This is a genomic window from Photobacterium sp. GJ3, from assembly GCF_018199995.1.
In the GTDB taxonomy this organism is placed as follows: Bacteria; Pseudomonadota; Gammaproteobacteria; order Enterobacterales; family Vibrionaceae; genus Photobacterium.
This window is the reverse complement of record NZ_CP073578.1, coordinates 3,361,291-3,380,737: the sequence shown is the minus strand read 5'-3', so window position 1 is coordinate 3,380,737 and position 19,447 is coordinate 3,361,291. Positions and strand designations below refer to the sequence as shown.

Sequence of the window (19,447 nt, the reverse complement as noted above, 5' to 3'; positions counted from 1 at the left end):
AACTCAATGTCCAACAATTACGATTCATCAAGTATCAAGGTATTAAAGGGTCTTGATGCGGTACGTAAGCGTCCGGGGATGTACATCGGCGATACGGATGACGGTACAGGTTTGCACCACATGGTTTTTGAGGTCGTCGATAACTCCATCGATGAGGCTCTTGCTGGTCACTGTGAAGATATCGTGGTGACAATCCACGAAGACGGTTCAGTTTCTGTCAGCGATGACGGTCGTGGTATTCCAACCGATATGCACCCGGAAGAAGGGGTGTCGGCTGCGGAAGTCATTATGACTGTTCTGCACGCCGGCGGTAAGTTTGATGATAACTCCTATAAAGTCTCCGGCGGTCTGCACGGGGTGGGTGTTTCGGTGGTCAACGCTTTGTCTGACAAGCTGGAACTGACGATTCACCGTCATGGCCATATCCACCAGCAGATTTATCATCTGGGTGAGCCGCAGGCGCCTCTGGGTGTGATTGCGGATTCAGACCGGACTGGGACCCGGATTCGTTTCTGGCCAAGTGATACGATTTTCACGGACACCACCTTCCATTACGAGATTCTGGCCAAACGTCTGCGTGAGCTGTCGTTTTTGAACTCTGGTGTGTCGATTAAGCTGATTGATGAGCGCGATAACAAGCAGGATCACTTCAAGTATGAAGGCGGGATCCGTGCGTTCGTGGAGCACCTGAACCGGAACAAAACCCCAATTCACCCGAAAGCGTTTCACTTTGCGTTTGAACGTGAAGACGGTATTTCCGTTGAAGTTGCGATGCAGTGGAACGACAGCTTCCAGGAAAACATTTACTGTTTCACCAACAACATTCCGCAACGCGATGGTGGTAGCCACCTGGCCGGTTTCCGCGGTGCACTGACCCGTACCCTGAACAATTTCATGGATGCCGAGGGCTATACCAAGAAAGCCAAAGTGGCGACCTCAGGTGACGATGCCCGTGAAGGTCTGACCGCTGTGGTTTCGGTAAAAGTGCCGGATCCTAAATTCTCCAGCCAGACCAAAGATAAGCTGGTGTCGAGCGAAGTGAAACCGGCGGTTGAGTCGGCCATGGGTGAGAAGCTGAGTGAATACCTGCTGGAAAACCCAACCGATGCCAAGATTGTCTGCGGCAAGATTATCGATGCTTCCCGTGCCCGTGAAGCGGCACGTCGTGCCCGCGAAATGACCCGCCGCAAAGGCGCACTGGATCTGGCTGGCCTGCCGGGCAAACTGGCCGACTGTCAGGAAAAAGATCCGGCGTTGTCTGAACTCTACATTGTGGAGGGTGACTCTGCAGGCGGTTCTGCCAAGCAGGGTCGTAACCGGAAGAATCAGGCGATTCTGCCGCTGAAAGGTAAGATTCTGAACGTTGAAAAAGCCCGTTTCGACAAAATGCTGTCTTCTCAGGAAGTCGCAACGCTGATCACTGCGATGGGTTGTGGCATCGGCCGGGATGAGTACAACCCGGACAAACTGCGTTATCACAGCATCATCATCATGACCGATGCCGACGTCGATGGTTCGCACATCCGAACGCTGCTGCTGACGTTCTTCTACCGTCAGATGCCGGAACTGATCGAGCGTGGCCATATCTTCATTGCTCAGCCACCGCTGTATAAAGTGAAGAAAGGGAAGCAAGAGCAGTACATCAAAGACGATGAAGACATGAGCCAGTTCCAGATTGCTCTGGCTCTGGAAAATGCCTCTCTGTTTACCAGTGAAACGGCGCCGGCAATTTCCGGGATGGCGCTGGAAACGCTGGTGAAGCAGTACAATGGTGTGGTGAAGCTGGTTGAACGCATGAGCCGTCGTTACCCGACACTGCTGCTGAATGAGCTGACCTATCAGCCACGTCTGAGTGACGAGAAACTGGCTGATCAGGCGCAGGTGGAAGCCTGGGTGAAGGCTGTTGTGGATGCGCTGAACGAGAAGCAAACCGGCGAAAGTCATTACGGTTATGAGGTGTTCCAGGACGAAGAACATCATGTCTGGTTGCCGAAGATTGTGGTTCGAACGCACGGTGTCGATTACCAGTACCCGCTCAGTTACGATCTGCTGCATTCGAAAGAGTACGGCAAACTGGCTGACTTGTCGGAAGCATTGTGTGATCTGCTGGAAGAATCGGCCTTTGTTCAACGTGGCGAGCGTAAACAACCGGTCTCCAGTTTCAATGAAGCACTGGAGTGGCTGATCAAAGATTCCAGCCGTGGTCTGAGCCGTCAGCGCTACAAAGGATTGGGTGAGATGAACCCGGATCAGTTGTGGGAAACCACGATGGATCCTGAATCACGCCGGATGATGCAGGTAACCATCAATGATGCGGTCGCAGCGGATGAGCTGTTTACCACACTGATGGGTGACCATGTTGAACCGCGTCGTCAGTTCATTGAAGAAAATGCATTGAACGCAAATCTGGATGTTTAACCGCTCCGATTGAATTGAAAACGCCGCTGAACAGCGGCGTTTTTTTATGGCGTTGTTGATTCGCAGGTGGCTACCTGTGACGTGCTGGCGGTTGTTGTGGCAGGTTGGGCAGGGCTCGTTCAATGATGTATTGCGTGTCGATGTCTGCTGGCAGCGTGCCAAACTGATAACTGCTGCGCTCTGACAGTCTGGCTCGCACAAAGGCCTGTGCGATCTGAGGGTCGCCATAGACCAGCAGGGTGGCACTTTGCCAGAGCAAGGCCAGGTGCTCCATGATACTTCTGGCACGAAATTCGATTTGATGCTGATCGGCGAATTCCTGTTTGAATCTTGTCAGTTGCTGATCAAACAGTGGATGCAGTCCTTTCGCAGATTCGAATTCACTGAATAAGGCATCAAACGTTTCCGGCTCACGCTGCAGCACCCTGAGCAAATCCAGGCACTGGACATTTCCTGAACCCTCCCAGATCGAGTTGACGGGCGCTTCCCGGTATAAGCGGCTGGCGACATTCTCATCGACATAACCCACACCGCCAATACATTCCATGGCTTCAGCACTGTGCTGAATGGCACGTTTGCAGATCCAGTATTTTCCGATCGCCGTGGCACAGCGCACCAGTGCAGCTTCCTTGGGATTTTCCTGCTGATCCAGAGCATGGGCAATCCGCAGGGTGATCGCCAGTGCGGCTTCTGCTTCCAAAGCTAAATCGGCCAGAACGTTTCGCATCAGAGGCTGATCATGCAGATTTTTGCCAAACACATTTCGGCCTGAAGTATGCCAGATGGCTTCCCGGGCTGCTTGTGCCATCAAGGCGCTGGAGCCAATCATGCAGTCATAGCGGGTGAGGGCAACCATGTCGATAATGGTCCGGATTCCCCGGCCTTCCTCGCCCAGCAGCCAGCCATGGGCAGCACGAAATTCAATCTCAGCACTGGCATTTGAGCGGTTCCCGAGTTTGTTTTTCAACCGCTGGATGTGGATCGGGTTCTTACTACCGTCTTCCCGCCAGCGTGGCACCAGAAAACAGGAGAGTTGTTCGCCTGTCTTTGCCAGCACCAGAAAGGCATCGCACATGGGAGCAGAGCAGAACCATTTGTGTCCCGTCAGGCGGTAGTTTTTCCCCGCACCGGCAGCGTGAACCGGCGTTGCGAGGGTTGTATTCGCCCGCACATCGGAGCCGCCTTGTTTCTCGGTCATCGCCATGCCAATGGTTACCCCCTGTTTTTCGAAATAGGGACGATTGCTACCGTCATACTGTGTCGCGGTAATTTTCGGCAGCCATTGTTCAGCTATATCCGGCTGATGTTTGATTGCTGGGACACTGGCAAAGGTCATGGTTAACGGGCAACCTGAGCCAGGATCGGCCTGAGTATGCAAGAAAGCCATGGCGGCGCGGGCAACATGGGCACCCGGGCGGGGCATTGTCCAGGGCAGACTAGTGTGCCCGGCCTCAATGGCATGTCGCATCAGCTGGTGATACGCCGGATGATAATCCACCTGATCGATCCGATAGCCAAATCTGTCATGCGGCTGGAACTCAGGCGGGTGTTTGTTGGCGAGAAAACCCGCCTCCTGTAATGTGTGACCGACGTGATGACCAAAAGCAGACAACTGCGACTCAGCCCAAGCGCCTTCAAATTGCCGAACCCAGTTTCTCAAGATGATGTTGGTGTCATAAGCATTGAAATGTTCCAGTGCCGCGGGCTGATTAAAGACGTGATGGGTGTCCTGACTCGATGCTGTCATTGCCATATCCTTGTGTCCATGCTGGTGGTTTCCTTTCTGCGCACGACTGCTCAGAACCAAATCGGCAGTGGCGGAGAGCTGCTCGCTGTGGTGTTCTCTATTCCTCGCAATCTGCCTCAATTAACTTAGACCGTTCAGGCGACATTGACTACGACAAGACGAGAGTGGGGTTGAATGTTGTGAACAGTGATCAATTCAAAATACCTTTCGCGAAAAACATGCCTGAAAAAATTTTCAATTTTCTCCTTGAAGCGGATTTGAATGCCCTTATATCTATGGGTGAAGCAGGAGGTGCCAGCGAGATGGGCCTTCGACGGTTTGTCCAAGAGGAAAACCCGCTTCAGTTGTTTAACCATTCAATTATTGCTTCAGAGAAGGATAGTGATGATGCGTACATTAGATTTTTCCCCACTGTATCGTTCTGCCATTGGTTTTGATCGTCTGTTTAATCAGATGGAACAGAACCTGAATAACAGCAATGGCGGATATCCCCCATACAATATTGAACAGCAAGACGAAAACCACTACCGGATCACGATGGCGGTCGCTGGATTCTCGGATGATCAGCTCGAAATCAGCCAACATCAAAATCGTCTGATTGTCACCGGGAAACGTGCCATTTCAGAGCAGGATGAAAAACGCCAGTACCTGTATCAGGGCATTGCTGAGCGCGATTTTGAACGTAAATTCCAACTGGCCGATCATGTCAAAGTGATTGGTGCTGCGATGGAAAATGGTTTACTCCATATTGAACTGGAACACGAAGTCCCAGAAGAAGAGAAACCGCGTCGTATTGCGATTAACGGACAACGTCTGTTGGGACAAGCAGACTCGGTGGTGAGTCATTCCGCTGAATAAGACTTGTGAAAGTACTGTATGGAAGGTCAGCCTGTGGGCTGGCCTTTTTTATATGTGAGCCAACCTGATGAGAAGCAGGCTATGTTTCACGTGAAACACAGGTGCTATCTCATGATGAAGGTTTCACGTGAAACAATGCTTCATTGACGCTTTGGTTTGGATTATCTTCTTCAAGCTGTGATCTATTTTGAAGGAAGAAAAGTGTGGGTAAGGAAACCAAACCACAATTAAACCCGAAACGTCAGCGTGTCAGTGCAGCCTGCCTGCAGCCGTTGTTGCCAGCGAATACACCTGACGGATTGTCCCTCGTTACGGCTGCAGACCACCATGAACGTTTTGTTTTCAAATTAAAGAAAGCCGCAGAACGAGAGGCTGTCACTCAGATCTTTGGATGGGATGAAACCTTACAGTACCAACTGCATCTGTCTGAGTGGCAGGATTGTAAACCCTTGTTGATTCTGATGGACGGAACCCCGATTGGCAGTGTGTTGCTGGAAATGATTGCGCCCGAATGTCATTCGAATACCGAACAAGACAGTCGCGATCTCCCGCAAAGTTATTTCAGCCGTTTCTTTCTGTTTCCGCAATGGCAAGGGCGGGGGATTGGCAGTGCGGTGCTAGGCGCAGTGATAGCGTGGTCTGATACAGACCAGCGACCCTGTCGCTTGATGTATTTACAGGGCAACCCTGTCGGTACTTTGTATCGGCGGTTTGGATTTGAAATGGTCGCTGAGGATTCTCAGTTTGTCACGATGGTTTACGATCCGAGTACACAGCCAATCGTTTGAGTGAATTTCTCTGCGGCCTCAACAACACCGTGTGAAGACGATGCTAGCCTGGCTCAGATGAACAAACAGGGCAGTGATTGCCCTGTTTGTTGTCTTTCAACGCGCGTGTTCAGTGAGACACTCAACCTTGCTGGTAAGCTTTTGCTACTTCCTCTGCAATGATCGCGATCCCGCGTTGCATCTTGTCATCATCCTGCACATAGTTCATTCGCAGGCATTCATGGCCGTGCGACCAGTCTTCATCGAGACCAATAAAGAAATACTCACCCGGTACAATCAGCACGCCACGCGCTTTCAGGCGCTGATAGAGCGCCATGGTGGTGATCGGCAGATCTTTTAGCCACAGCCAGAGGAACATCGCGCCTTCTGGTTTGTGAATCCGGAAGCGCGGATCCGGAATTGCTTCCTGAAGCCAATGTACAGCTTGCTGTGATTTCGCATAGTAAAAAGGTTTGATGACTGTTTCACTTAAATGAAGCAGGTCACCTTTTTCGATCATCTTGTTGACCACTGCAGGTCCGACACTGCCCGGTGCCAGACTCAGGACGCCGTTCATATTGGCCAGCGCCGTGGTGATCTCTTCACTGGCAATCACAATCCCGCAACGCACCCCGGGCAGACCGAGTTTCGACAGGCTCATGCACAGGATGGTGTTAGCATTCCAAAACGGGGTGACATCTTCAAAAATGATGTCTGGGAAGGGCATCCCGTAGGCATTGTCGATGATCAGTGGAATGCCGTGTTGTTGTGCAAGCGCATCCAGGTGATGGATTTCTTCATCGGTCAGCACATTTCCGGTTGGATTGGTCGGGCGGGATGCGCAGATTGCGCCGACATTCTCGTCGACGGTCAGGGCTTTGAAGTCGACATTATATTTGAACAGACCATTGTCCAGCAGGGTGATTTCCGGCTTGTATGAAATGAACATGTCCGGGCTGAGGCCGGCATCACCATAGCCGATATATTCCGGGGCGAGCGGCAACAGAATCTTTTTATGGCTGCCGTCTGGAAATTCACCGGCCAGCAAATTAAACAAGCTGAAGAAGGCGCTTTGACTGCCGTTGGTCAGGCTGATGTTCTTACTAGAAATATCCCAGCCATATCGTTCACGGAGCAGATCGGCCAGTGCCTGAATAAAGGTGTTTTTTCCTTGCGGACCATCGTAGTTTGTCATCGCGGCTGCGAGTTCACCGGTTTCATTCAGGCTGGCATTGAGCTGAGTAAAGTAGTCAACCATGGCTGGAATTTGAGCCGGATTGCCGCCGCCCAGCATGACTGCATTTGGGTTGCGCAGGCCATCATTCAAATCATCCATTAACTGGGTGATACCCGAGTAACGGGCAAACTTGTTACCGAACGTAGAAAACTCCATCTTGCTTCGACCTCAGTGTGCGTCTGTTGTGATTTTTATTGTGGGTGAGCCAGACAACATACAGCAATGAATCTTACAGTGAAAGTGACTTTGTTCGAGCGATGTCAACAATGTGTTCGACGTGTGTTTCACGTGAAACACAGAAGAAATCATGTCCTTTATGATTAAGTTTAGATGATCCCCAATTCGTATTTTGCTTCCTGGTTTGCTTTGTTCTGGCTCCAATAGAAACGAGCGGGCAGGTCGCGTTCAAGCCGAGAGCTTTGCTTTGCAAATGGATTGGACTGTTGTAGTCTGGTGCAGCTTGACCCAAGCAACCAGCTCGCGGAAAGGATGTTATCCAGGGTAATCTGATGTGCTGCACACCATGTGCAGCAGAGACGTTTGTCATCTACCTTCTCTCTGTAATGCGGGCCCAGAATCATGAGAATGGTGACATGATGAAAGCTGACAATGCATTTTCCCTCAGTCTGGTGCAGTTAAAATCTCAGGCGAAACGAACCCTCAAAGCTGTGCGACGCGGTGACGAAGCCGCGCGTAGTTTTCTGCAGAAGAACCATCCGGTGCCGCAACAGATTACCATCGAAACGATCCGGCTTGCTGATGTTCAGCTTGCACTGGCACGTTCTTTGGGAATGCCAAGCTGGCCGAAACTCAAGCATCATCTGCAAACGCTCGAAGTCCACAAGCAAGCGATCGCGCAGGGGAGTCCGTCTCTGGATCGTGAGCTGTTCACCCTCCATATCCGTTGCGGTCATGACATTCAGCAACCCTTAAAAACGGCCGGTTTTCAGGGAGAGTTTCTGCCGTTTATCGATCCCCATTGTATGGGGCCTTTGTCTGCTGGAATGGCGTTTGAGCGCATGCGCGCAACATATATTCATCAGTTTTTGTTGTCTGAAGTCGGGGACGATCGTTCGGTAGAACATCTGATTGCTCAAACTCGGCAACAATTGGATTCTCTGCTGGACGACAAGTTTCAGCGTTTGGTCTTTTGGGTCGAGCACGATAGTTACGATCAATTGATGCTGCTTCGGTTACTGGCTTTTCTGGCGGATGAGCCCGCAGCATCGTCGCGTGAGATTGAACTGATTGAAGTGAACCAGTATCCGGGGCGGAGCCGGTTTATTGGCCTGGGGCAGTTGCCTGCGGAAGGACTTCGGGCTTTATGGCAACAAAGGCGGCGTCTGGATACAGGACACTTCAAGTTCGCCCAACAAATATGGCAGGCATTTTGTTCGCCTTCGCCTGCGGCTTTGATCGCAGCAAGCCGGTCGGATGCGATGACCGTGTTTCCGAATCTGCCGGCTGTGATTGTCCGGCATTTGCAGGAATTACCTCATGGTTCGACCGGTCTTAGCCTGACACAAATGCTGGCGTTGCGCGTGCTTGAAAACGCGTCTGCACCGCTTCGTGTGTCGGACTGGTTTCAGGCGTATCAGCCTGAAGAGCCGTTGCCGTATCTTGGTGATTTGATGTTTTGGGTACTCTTGAAACCCTTGCTCGAGTGCGAGACGCCTTTGATATCGGCGGCCGGGATTGAACCTCATCAAAGCTGGCTGGATCATGAAATTTCGATCACGGCGTTTGGACGTGCGGTGCTCTCTGGCAAGGCGAGAGTCAGGTTGTCAGAATATTGGGTGGGTGGCATTTGTGTCCGTCCCGAGTCGTGTTGGATTTGGGATCATGAATCGCTCAGTACCCTGAAGTTTGAAAACATCGACATCTAATGCGCGTAATGCGCGCCTTCATTTGCTATGACGGTAGTTGTGAAATGTTTCACGTGGAACATCAGCCTGAAGGCGAGGGCATGCTCAGCTCTTTGAGGACGGCATAAAAAAATCCCTCGAACATTGTCGAGGGATCTTTATTGCTTTTGGAGCGAGATGAAATCGGGAAGTGGTCAGGTTCAGTTCTGCAGTACTGAAATGTCAGCCACTTTCAGGAATTCATTGCGCAGTTGGTTCAGCATGGTCAGACGGTTCACTTTCAGTGCTTCGTCATCTGCCATCACCATGACGTTATCGAAGAAGGCATCGACGGTGTCACGCAGTGTCGCCAGTTCAGACAGCGCCTGCTGATAATCACCAGCTGCAAACACAGGGGCCAGCTTCGCAGTCACAGTTTCGACATCGTTCGCCAGTGCTTTCTCGGCATCTTCAACCAGTAAGCTGCTGTCGATTGACGCAGACAGTTCACCTTCAAATTTCGCCAGGATATTCCCCACACGCTTGTTCGCCGCTGCCAGTGATTCAGCAGCATCCAGCGAGCGGAAGTGACTGACAGCTTTCACACGTTTGTCGAAATCAGACGGGGTAGTCGGGCGACGAGCCAGAACGGCCTGAATCACATCGACACTGTGGCCTTCGTCCTGATACCAGGCACGGAAACGACCCAGCATGAAATCAATGACGTCGGCTTCCACGTTGTGGTTTGTCAGCTTCTGACCAAACAGTTCTTTGGCCTTGCGGATCAGATCGACCAGATCCAGCGCGTAACCTTTTTCAACCATGATACGCAATGCACCCAATGCGGCACGACGCAGGGCAAACGGGTCGTTGGCACCTTTTGGATGCTGACCAATGCCGAAAATACCAACCAGAGTGTCCATCTTGTCAGCCAGCGCGACAGCAGCAGCCACATCAGATCCTGGCAGTGCATCCCCGGCAAAACGTGGCATGTACTGTTCATTCAGGGCAACGGCCACATCTTCATGTTCACCGTCCAGACGCGCGTAATGCATTCCCATCACGCCCTGAGTGTCGGTAAATTCGAACACCATGGAGGTCATCAGGTCACACTTGGACAGCAGACCGGCACGTTCGGCATGCTCGACGTTGGCACCAATGTGCTGAGCAATAAAGCCGGACATCGCAGTGATGCGGTCTGTCTTATCACGCAAAGTACCCAGTTGTTTCTGGAACAGGACATTGTCCAGCTCTGGCAGACGATCGACCAGCGGGCGCTTGCGGTCTGTGTTGAAGAAGAACTCAGCGTCAGCCAGGCGAGGGCGAACAACTTTTTCGTTGCCTTCGACGATGTGGCGCGGCTCTTTTGAAATGATGTTCGACACGAAGATGAACTTCGGTAGCAGTTTGCCGTTCGCATCGTAAACCGGGAAATATTTCTGATCCCCTTTCATGGTGTACACCAGCGCTTCAGCGGGCACGTTCAGAAATTCTTCTTCGAAAGAAGCGGTCATCACAACCGGCCATTCCACCAGAGACGTGACTTCTTCAACCAGATCATCTTCCAGATCAGCTGTACCGCCGACTGCAATAGCTGCTGCTTTGGCATCTGCGATGATTTGTGATTTCCGGGTTTCGTAATCGGCAATGACTTTTCCGCGCTCTTCAAGAATCGCAGGGTACTGATCGGCATGCTCGATGCTGAATTCAGATTCACCCATAAAGCGGTGGCCGCGGATGGTGCGGGCAGATTCAACGCCAAGGATGGTGCCTGGAATCAGTTCGTCATTCAGCAGCATCACCAGGGTTTTCACCGGACGGATAAACTGCGTATCTGAATCACCCCAGCGCATTGGTTTTGGGATCGGCAGTTTTGCCAGCGCAGCGGCAGCCAGCTCACACAGCAGTTCGGTGGCAGGTTTGCCTTTCACCGCTTCTTTGAACAGCAGCCATTCGCCTTTGTCGGTTGTCAGGCGCTCGGCCTGCTCAACTGTGATGCCGTTACCACGCGCCCAGCCTTGTGCTGCTTTGGTCGGGTTGCCGTCGGCGTCAAAGGCAACACTGATCGCAGGGCCGCGCTTTTCAACAACTTTGTCGGCCTGGCCTTCAGCCAGTGCGGTCACTTTCAGTGCCAGCCGGCGAGGGGCCGCGTACCAGTCTATGCGCTGGTAAGCCAGCTCGGCCGTGTTCAGCTCGGCAGCAAAGTTCTCGGCAAAAGCTTCCGCAAGGGTTCGCAGTGCTTTTGGCGGCAGCTCTTCGGTGCCCAGTTCAATCAGGAAATTTTTCTCAGCCATGCGAAATCCTTACTTGTCTTTTTTACACATCGGGAAGCCAAGGGCTTCGCGAGAGGCATAGTAGGCTTCTGCCACTTGCTTGGTCAGGTTACGAATCCGAAGGATGTAACGCTGGCGTTCGGTAACCGAGATTGCCTTGCGGGCATCAAGCAGGTTGAAGGCGTGGCCCGCTTTCAGAATACGCTCGTAAGCGGGCAGTGGCAGTGGCTGTTCCAGTGCCAGCAGCGACTGACATTCTTTCTCGCACTGATCGAAGAAGGTAAAGAGAAAATCGACATCCGCGTGTTCAAAGTTATACGTCGATTGTTCGACTTCGTTCTGATGGAAGATATCGCCGTAAGTCACTTTGCCCAGTGGGCCATCAGTCCAGACCAGATCGTAAACAGAATCGACACCCTGGATGTACATCGCCAGACGTTCAATCCCATAAGTGATCTCGCCGGTGACGGGTTTACACTCCAGGCCACCCACTTGCTGGAAGTAAGTAAACTGCGTCACTTCCATGCCGTTCAGCCAGACTTCCCAGCCCAGCCCCCAGGCACCCAGTGTTGGGTTTTCCCAGTTGTCTTCTACAAAGCGAATGTCGTGAACCTGCGTATCAACGCCCAGCGCTTCCAGAGAGCCAAGATACAGCTCCTGAATGTTGTCCGGGGAAGGTTTGATGATGACCTGGAACTGATAATAGTGCTGCAGACGGTTCGGGTTTTCCCCGTAACGGCCGTCAGTCGGGCGGCGGGAAGGCTGCACATAGGCAGCGGCGATTGGCTCTGGTCCCAACGCGCGCAGACAGGTCATTGGATGCGAAGTTCCTGCACCCACTTCCATATCCAGCGGCTGCACGATAGTACAACCTTGCTGGCCCCAGTAGTCCTGAAGCGTCAGGATCATGCCCTGAAAGGTCTTAATGTCGTATTTTTGCATTGTCAGCTTCACGAGATCCGTTGATAAAAGTAGAAAAGATAACAATCCAGTATACCTTGGCTGGCTTTGCGGGAGTAGGGGCCGCGCACGTTTTTTGCGCATTGTGGCGCCTTGTGTAAATTTTTGTCATCAGACTTCCGCCATAAGCAGAAACAGGGTAAAAAATTGACAGGTTTTTGATATCTGCGGGTCAATCTTGACTACAATGCAGCAAAAATATGCTGAGACGATGCCATGGCTCGGATCAGTTCATGATTAACCAATGGGGAATGAGTATGCAACAATACACCTCTTCGAACTCACGTAAGTGGGTACGCGCTATCCTTTTGTCGAGCATCACAGCGATGGTGGCAACAGGTTGTACAACGGTCAACCCATATACGCGTGAAGATCAGACAGCAAAATCAACCAGCGGTGCACTGATTGGTGCTGTTGCTGGTGCGGCTATCGGTGTGGCCTCATCAAGCAAGAGCGACCGTGGTAAAGGGGCGCTGATTGGTGCAGCTTCCGGTGCCGCGCTGGGTGGCGGTATCGGCTACTACATGGATGTGCAGGAAACGAAGCTGCGCCAGCAACTGGAATCGACCGGGATCAGCGTGACCCGTAATGGCGATCAGATTGTTCTGAACATGCCGAATGCGATTACCTTTGGCGTTGATCAGTCAAACCTCAGCAAGCAAGCCATGGATGCCCTGCATAACGTGGCACTGGTGGTGAACGAGTACGATAAAACGCAACTGAACATTTATGGTTTTACCGACAGCACAGGTTCTGAATCTTATAACCTGCGCTTGTCTCAGGTACGTGCCAGTGAAGTGAGTAACTACCTGGTGCGTAGTGGCGTTGCCGCAAAACGCGTTCTGGCCAAAGGCATGGGTGAAGCCCATCCGATTGCTTCCAATGCCAATGAGCAGGGCCGCTCTCAGAACCGTCGTGTTGAGATTGTTCTGAGCCCGACGGCGTCTTAACCGAGTCAATTTGCCGGGAAACAACGAAAGGGAAGCGAAGCTTCCCTTTTTCGTGGCTTGATTCTGGCGCGACTTCTGGCTATGATGCCGATTCCTTTGGGGAGTAGCCTGCCGTTCTGACGGCACAATCATCAACATAATTGAAGCAAAATCTTCATGGTGATTGTGACTGACCAATTTCTCCGGTCAGTTTGGCGAGACCATAGGCAAATCGATATGAACCGGGGTGGGGCATATCTGTTTGTCTTTGGTTTAAAACTATAATCCTCGCCCCAAAGAGCATGTCGTGAGCATTTTAGCTGTATCCATTACTACCGTTGCACTGGCAGAAATTGGGGACAAAACCCAATTGCTATCCCTACTGCTGGCCAGTCGCTACCGTAAACCCGTTCCTATCATTCTGGCGATTTTTCTCGCTACGCTGGCCAATCACGCATTGGCTGCCTGGCTGGGTGTGGTTGTTGCCGATTATCTTTCTCCTGACATTCTGAAGTGGGTCCTGGTTGTCAGTTTTGTGGTGATGGCAGGCTGGATTCTGATCCCGGATAAGCTGGACGATGACGAGACCATTTCAAACCGGGGCCCGTTTGTTGCCAGTTTCATTGCATTTTTTATCGCCGAAATTGGCGATAAAACTCAGGTGGCAACAACCATGCTGGGCGCAAAATATCATGACGGTCTGATGCTGGTAATTTTAGGGACCACGATTGGGATGTTGCTGGCCAATGTGCCTGTGGTTCTGATTGGAAAACTGTCTGCAGATAAAATGCCGCTGGGGCTGATCCGGAAAGTGACGGCAGGTTTATTTGTGTTGCTGGCGTTGGGCGCTGTATTTGGCCTGTAATCCAGAAAAGTGTGCGATTCAGGCCAGTCTTGAACCAGCGCAATGAAATTGTCATCAGGCAGCGTTAGGCTGCCTGATTCATTTTACGCTTTGCCTTTCTGAATCAGAAACCGGTAGGGCAAAGATTCTGTGTCCGCCGCCAGCAGTGTGTGATCCATAAAACGGCAGAAACTCGGGATATCCCGGGTTGTGGATGGATCATCGGCAAGCACCAGCAGTGTTTCGCCTTCGGCCATTTTGCGGACTGTTTTACGAACCATCATGACAGGTTCCGGACAACGCAGTCCTTGTGCCTCCAGGCTGAGAGTGGCGGAATCAAAATTCGTGTTCATCGTGAAACCATATCGTAAATGAGACCTAGATCATACTCACGGAGATTAAATAATCAACCAGGGGTTGGCAAAGGTAACAATTATGTGTAACTTAGTTAACAAGTTGTTAACTTTGTTGTCATCACAAGGAGGCGAGGATGATTACTCAGATGGATAGACTGACTATTTACTGCGTGCTGTGCTTTATCGCTTTCTGCTCGATTGTACTGCGCAACGTCGATGACTTAACAATCTTCTCGCTGGCGGGGTTGATTGCCGCTGCGATAGGACTCTGGCTCGAGCTATCACATTCTCCTGAGCTCGAAGAAGAGGAAAGCTAACTTTCACATCTACTACACTCCCCAGTTTTCTTGGGCTTCCCCGCTTTTATAGCGGGATTTTTTTTATTTGGCGAGTCAAAAAGTTCACCCGGCCTGGCCGGATGAACATGAATTGCATCGCCTCAGTTCAACTCAACCCAACTTCACCAGCGTTCGGCCGGTGACCTGTCCCTGAATAATGGCCTGTGCAAATGCCGGAACTTCTTCCAGGCTGATTGTTTGGCTAGCCTGCTGGTAAAAGCTTTCAGGCAGCAATTCGCTCAGGCGCTGCCAGGCTTGCTGACGTTTTTCCATTGGGCAGTAGACGGAATCGATCCCTTGCAGCCGGACATTGCGCAGAATGAAAGGCATGACAGTGGTGGGTAAATCAAAGCCGCCCGCCAGACCACAGGCCGCAACGGCGCCATTGTAGTCTGTCTGTGCCAGGACTTTCGCCAGCATTTTGCTGCCGACGGTGTCGATGGCACCGGCCCAGCGTTGTTTTTCCAGCGGCTTGGCGGGTTCTTCCAGTTCGCTGCGCTCGACGATGGTCGAGGCACCGAGTTGTTTCAGTAGAGCCCCATTCTGCGAGGCACGGCCGGTCACCGCGGCAACCCGGTAACCCAGCGCCGATAACAACGTGATGGCAACGGAGCCAACCCCACCGCTGGCACCTGTCACTAGAATCTCTCCCGATTCCGGTGTCAGACCGGCATCCTGCAGGGCTTGTACACACAGCATAGCGGTTAGACCTGCGGTGCCAATCACCATGGTTTGCTCGCAGCTCAGGCCCTCGGGAAGTGGCACCAGCCAGTCTGCTTTTACGCGGGCACGCTCTGCCAGTCCGCCCCAATGGGTTTCGCCCACGCCCCAGCCGGTCAGCACAACTTTGTCGCCCGGCTGATAACGGTCGTTGTTGGACTGGGTGACCGTGCCTGCGAAATCAATTCCCGGCACCATCGGAAATTCACGGATGATTTTCCCGGCGCCGGTAATTGCCAGTCCGTCTTTGTAGTTCAGGGACGAGTATTCAACCGCCACAGTGACTTCACCTTCCGGCAGCTGATGTTCTTCGATATCACTGACCTGTGCCAGTGTTTGCTTGTCCTGCTGATTGAGGATGAGAGCTTTCAGCATATGATTTCTCCGCGCTCAGGTATCGGTGGATTGTGATTGTATTGAGTCAGAATGTCTCAAATTCTGATCGGGAACAATGCTTGCGAAAAAAAATCACAAAAAAGCCCGCAACAATGGCGGGCTTGATAGCGTCAGATGAAAGCAGCTTAGCTGTCCACACGCTCAAAGATGGTGGCAATGCCCTGACCCAGACCGATACACATGGTTGCCAGGCCGTATTTCACGTCATGGTGTTCCATCAGATTGATCAGCGTGGTCGAAATCCGCGTGCCGGAACAGCCCAGAGGGTGGCCCAATGCAATCGCACCGCCGTTGAGGTTCACTTTCTCGTCAACCGCATCCAGCAAACCCAGATCTTTGGCGCAAGGCAGGGACTGAGCTGCGAATGCTTCATTCAGCTCAATCATGCCGATATCTTCCATCGTCAGGCCTGCGCGCTTCAGTGCTTTTTTCGTTGCCGGTACAGGACCGTAACCCATAATGGACGGATCACAACCCGCGATGGCCATCGACTTGATGCGCGCACGGATTTTCAGGCCCAGTTCTTTCGCTTTGCTTTCGCTCATCACCAGCATGGCTGAAGCACCGTCAGACAGGGCGGAGGAAGTCCCTGCGGTGACTGTGCCGTTGGCCGGATCGAAGACCGGACGCAGCGCAGACAGAGTTTCGACCGTTGTTTCCGGACGAATCACTTCGTCGAAATCGTACACTTTCAGGATGCCGTTTTCATCGTGACCTTCGGTGGGAAGAATTTCGTTTTTGAAGCGACCTTCCAGAGTTGCAGCATGTGCACGCTGGTGCGAGCGGGCAGCAAAGGCATCTTGCTGCTCACGGCTGATACCGTGCATCCGGCCCAGCATTTCTGCTGTCAGGCCCATCATGCCTGCAGCTTGTGCGACCGATTTGGACAGACCCGGATGGAAATCAACACCATGGTTCATCGGCACGTGGCCCATGTGTTCCACACCACCGACCATGCAGATCTCAGCATCACCAACCATAATGGCACGGGCGGCACTGTGCAGGGCATCCATGGAGGAGCCACACAGACGGTTGACCGTGGTGGCACCGACAGTATGAGGAATCCCGGCCAGCAGCGACGCATTTCGCGCGACGTTAAACCCTTGCTCCAGTGTTTGCTGTACACAGCCCCAGTAAATGTCTTCAATCGCTGCCGGTTCAACCTGAGGGTTGCGTTCCAGCAGACCTTTCATCAGATGTGCTGACAAGTCTTCAGCACGTTTGTTACGAAATGCACCGGCTTTAGAACGACCCATCGGGGTACGGATGCAGTCAACAATTACGACGTTATTCATGTGTTTATCCTCGTCCTTAAGCGTTTACGGTTGCGTTGTAATAGCGTTCGCCTTGCTCTGCTTTTTCACGCAGACCGGCCGGCACTTCGTACACAGCGCCAAGGTGAGCAAGCTGATCGGCCATCGCGACATAGTTCGCCAGACCCATCGCATCCAGATAACGGAACACGCCACCACGGAACGGAGGGAAGCCCAGGCCATAAACCAGTGCCATGTCCGCTTCTGCTGGCGTGGCAATAATGCCTTCTTCCAGGCAGCGAACCACTTCGTTGATCATCGGTACCATGGTGCGGGCGATGATGTCTTCATCGCTGAAGTCGGCCGCGCGGCTGACAACCGGGGTGAGCAGGCTCGCAACTTCCGGCGCTGCATCTTTCTTCGGCTTGCCTTTTTTATCAACGGAGTAAGCGTAGAAGCCTTTGCCGTTCTTCTGACCCAGACGCTGGTTCTCATACATCACGTCGACAGCATCTTTGTAGTCTTTACCCATGCGCTCAGGGAAGCCTTCCGCCATCACCGCTTGCGCATGGTGCGCAGTATCAATCCCCACAACATCCAGCAGGTAAGCAGGGCCCATCGGCCAGCCGAATTTCTTCTCCATGACTTTATCGACTTTGGTGAAGTCGGCACCGTCACGCAGCAGCAGGCTGAAACCGGCAAAGTAAGGGAACAGAACACGGTTCACGAAGAATCCCGGACAGTCATTCACAACAATCGGCGATTTGCCCATCTTGGCCGCGTAAGCCACCACACGGGAAATGGTTTCTTCTGATGTGTGTTCACCCCGGATGATTTCAACCAGCGGCATGCGGTGTACCGGGTTGAAGAAGTGCATGCCACAGAATTTCTCCGGGCGCTTGAGTGATTTTGCCAGCACGTTGATTGGAATGGTCGAGGTATTCGAAGTGATGACGGTGTCTTCACTCACACGATCTTCTACTTCAGCCAGCACCGCAGCTTTTACTTTCGGGTTTTCAACGACGGCTTCAACGATGACATCGGCTTCTTCAATCCCGGCGTAGTGCAGGGTTGGCTGAATGGATGCCAGAATTTTTGCCAGCTTCAGGCCATTCAGTTTGCCGCGTTCCAATTGTTTGTTCAGCAGCTTGGATGCTTCGGTCATGCCCAGATCCAGTGAAGGCTGTGCGATGTCTTTCATGATGACAGGCACACCTTTCAGGGCAGACTGATAGGCAATACCGCCGCCCATGATCCCGGCACCCAGAACGGCGGCGCGTTGGGTCTCTTTGCCTTCTTTGGCGGCTTGTTTGGCTTTACCTTTGATGTACTGGTCATTCAGGAAGATGCCAACCAGTGCAGGGGCCACCTCGCTTTTTGCCAGCGCAACAAATCCTTTGTTTTCGACTTTCAGTGCTTCATCACGGCGCATGCCTGCCGCTTCTTCAATACACTTCACGGCGGTGATTGGCGCAGGATAGTGTGGACCAGCCACTTGCATCACCATGCCTTTGGCCATGGTGAAACTCATCGTCGCTTCAATTTTGTTCAGCTTAAGTGGTGCTTGTTTTTGAGCACGGCGGGATTGCCAGTCCAGTTTTCCGGCGATGGCATCTTTGAGCATCGTCAGTGCGGCATCATGCAGGGCTTCGGGTGCAACAACGGCATCAACCAGCCCAAGTTTCAGTGCTTCCGGAGCTTTCTTCGCTTTACCGGCTGCAATGATATCCATGGCCGGGTCAGCACCGATCAGGCGAGGCAGACGAACAGAGCCACCCCAGCCTGGCATGATACCCAGTTTGGTTTCTGGCAGGCCAACCAGTGCCGTGGTGTCAGCCACACGAATATCTGTCGCCAGGATACATTCACAGCCGCCGCCCAGTGCAAAGCCGTTGACGGCTGCAACAGTCGGGACAGAAATATCTTCCAGACGATTAAAAATAGCATTGGCATCTGCCAGCCAGCTGGAAAGCGTCTCGGCTTCCTGTGTCATGATGTCCGGAAACTCGGTGACATCTGCACCGACGATAAAAGCAGGTTTACCGGACGTTAGCAGAACACCTTTCAGATCATTTTGCTGATAGAGGGCGTTGATAGCTTCACTGAGGTTTTCCAGGGTCTTGCGATCCAGCTTATTCACGCTGCCTGGTGCATTGAAGTTGATTTCCGCAATGCCATCCTCCAGATAGCGTGCGGACAGGGTTTCACCTTGGTAAATCATGTTCTATCTCCGTGAATACCGGTGCATTGCCGGTTTGATTTTGACTGGTTTGACCTGCAACCAGATTAAAGATTAGTCTGAACCTGTTGTAATGCGATTTCAACACCTATTTTAAACAATTGTTTAAACTTGTTATCAATATGCTGTGAAAAACTGATTCACAGAAATAGATTGGGTCATTTTCGTCTTGGGGGTGGTTGTTTTTTGAACGATGTTTGCGAGCAATTTCATTATATTCATCGATGAAATTGGTTTGAGGTAGATACTAATACTGACTTTACATTAG

15 protein-coding genes and 1 riboswitch are annotated in these 19,447 nt (G+C 52.1%); of the genes, 7 read left to right on the top strand and 8 right to left on the bottom strand.

The genetic code is table 11. The features are described 5' to 3' along the window. Window positions 1–6 precede the first annotated feature (6 nt). A complete protein-coding gene (gene gyrB, locus KDD30_RS15790) occupies window positions 7–2,418 on the top strand; it encodes a DNA topoisomerase (ATP-hydrolyzing) subunit B (RefSeq protein ID WP_211646677.1) in 2,412 nt (803 codons plus the stop codon). A 70-nt stretch (window positions 2,419–2,488) separates the two neighbouring features. On the opposite strand, the gene KDD30_RS15785 is transcribed toward gyrB, so the two are convergent. Continuing rightward, a complete protein-coding gene (locus KDD30_RS15785; protein WP_211646676.1) occupies window positions 2,489–4,165 on the bottom strand; it encodes an acyl-CoA dehydrogenase family protein in 1,677 nt (558 codons plus the stop codon). A 387-nt stretch (window positions 4,166–4,552) separates the two neighbouring features. On the opposite strand from KDD30_RS15785, the gene KDD30_RS15780 reads away from it, so the two are divergent. Together KDD30_RS15780 and KDD30_RS15775 are read left to right on the top strand one after the other, a co-directional pair. Next, window positions 4,553–5,023 carry an Hsp20 family protein gene (locus KDD30_RS15780; RefSeq protein ID WP_211650112.1) on the top strand — a complete coding sequence of 157 codons (471 nt, stop codon included), beginning with the start codon at window positions 4,553–4,555 and terminating at the stop codon, window positions 5,021–5,023. A 203-nt stretch (window positions 5,024–5,226) separates the two neighbouring features. After that, on the top strand, window positions 5,227–5,811 hold the full coding sequence (locus KDD30_RS15775; RefSeq protein ID WP_371826052.1) for a GNAT family N-acetyltransferase: 585 nt from the start codon (window positions 5,227–5,229) through the stop codon (window positions 5,809–5,811). A 121-nt stretch (window positions 5,812–5,932) separates the two neighbouring features. On the opposite strand, the gene KDD30_RS15770 is transcribed toward KDD30_RS15775, so the two are convergent. Next, entirely contained in the window at window positions 5,933–7,183 is a 1,251-nt protein-coding gene (locus KDD30_RS15770; protein ID WP_211646675.1) for a valine--pyruvate transaminase, read from the bottom strand. A gap of 437 nt (window positions 7,184–7,620) precedes the next feature. Between KDD30_RS15770 and KDD30_RS15765 the strand changes: the two genes are divergently transcribed. Next, complete coding sequence (locus KDD30_RS15765) at window positions 7,621–8,913, top strand: DUF1835 domain-containing protein (RefSeq protein ID WP_211646674.1); 1,293 nt, start codon at window positions 7,621–7,623, stop codon at window positions 8,911–8,913. Window positions 8,914–9,092: 179 nt separating this feature from the next. On the opposite strand, the gene glyS is transcribed toward KDD30_RS15765, so the two are convergent. After that, entirely contained in the window at window positions 9,093–11,165 is a 2,073-nt protein-coding gene (gene glyS, locus KDD30_RS15760) for a glycine--tRNA ligase subunit beta (protein WP_211646673.1), read from the bottom strand. Between the two features lie 9 nt (window positions 11,166–11,174). Continuing rightward, a complete protein-coding gene (glyQ, locus tag KDD30_RS15755) occupies window positions 11,175–12,086 on the bottom strand; it encodes a glycine--tRNA ligase subunit alpha (protein WP_211646672.1) in 912 nt (303 codons plus the stop codon). Window positions 12,087–12,361: 275 nt separating this feature from the next. Between glyQ and KDD30_RS15750 the strand changes: the two genes are divergently transcribed. Further along, on the top strand, window positions 12,362–13,054 hold the full coding sequence (locus KDD30_RS15750; protein ID WP_211646671.1) for an OmpA family protein: 693 nt from the start codon (window positions 12,362–12,364) through the stop codon (window positions 13,052–13,054). Window positions 13,055–13,147: 93 nt separating this feature from the next. Continuing rightward, window positions 13,148–13,246, top strand: a riboswitch (yybP-ykoY riboswitch). 94 nt (window positions 13,247–13,340) lie between these two features. After that, window positions 13,341–13,898 carry a TMEM165/GDT1 family protein gene (locus tag KDD30_RS15745; protein WP_211646670.1) on the top strand — a complete coding sequence of 186 codons (558 nt, stop codon included), beginning with the start codon at window positions 13,341–13,343 and terminating at the stop codon, window positions 13,896–13,898. An 83-nt stretch (window positions 13,899–13,981) separates the two neighbouring features. Here KDD30_RS15745 and tusA read toward each other — a convergent pair whose 3' ends face one another. Then, window positions 13,982–14,230, bottom strand: coding sequence for a sulfurtransferase TusA (tusA, locus tag KDD30_RS15740; protein ID WP_046222073.1), 249 nt, complete (start codon window positions 14,228–14,230; stop codon window positions 13,982–13,984). Window positions 14,231–14,367: 137 nt separating this feature from the next. Between tusA and KDD30_RS15735 the strand changes: the two genes are divergently transcribed. Further along, the gene (locus KDD30_RS15735; protein WP_211646669.1) at window positions 14,368–14,550 is read left to right on the top strand and encodes a hypothetical protein; all 183 of its coding nucleotides are present in this window, start codon (window positions 14,368–14,370) and stop codon (window positions 14,548–14,550) included. A 132-nt stretch (window positions 14,551–14,682) separates the two neighbouring features. Here KDD30_RS15735 and KDD30_RS15730 read toward each other — a convergent pair whose 3' ends face one another. From KDD30_RS15730 to fadB, 3 genes are all read right to left on the bottom strand, one after another. Further along, on the bottom strand, window positions 14,683–15,666 hold the full coding sequence (locus KDD30_RS15730) for an MDR family oxidoreductase (protein ID WP_211646668.1): 984 nt from the start codon (window positions 15,664–15,666) through the stop codon (window positions 14,683–14,685). 146 nt (window positions 15,667–15,812) lie between these two features. Beyond that, window positions 15,813–16,982 (bottom strand): acetyl-CoA C-acyltransferase FadA, encoded by a 1,170-nt coding sequence (gene fadA / locus KDD30_RS15725; protein WP_211646667.1) that lies wholly within the window; start codon window positions 16,980–16,982, stop codon window positions 15,813–15,815. Between the two features lie 16 nt (window positions 16,983–16,998). Continuing rightward, window positions 16,999–19,161 carry a fatty acid oxidation complex subunit alpha FadB gene (fadB, locus tag KDD30_RS15720; protein ID WP_211646666.1) on the bottom strand — a complete coding sequence of 721 codons (2,163 nt, stop codon included), beginning with the start codon at window positions 19,159–19,161 and terminating at the stop codon, window positions 16,999–17,001. Window positions 19,162–19,447 lie beyond the last annotated feature (286 nt).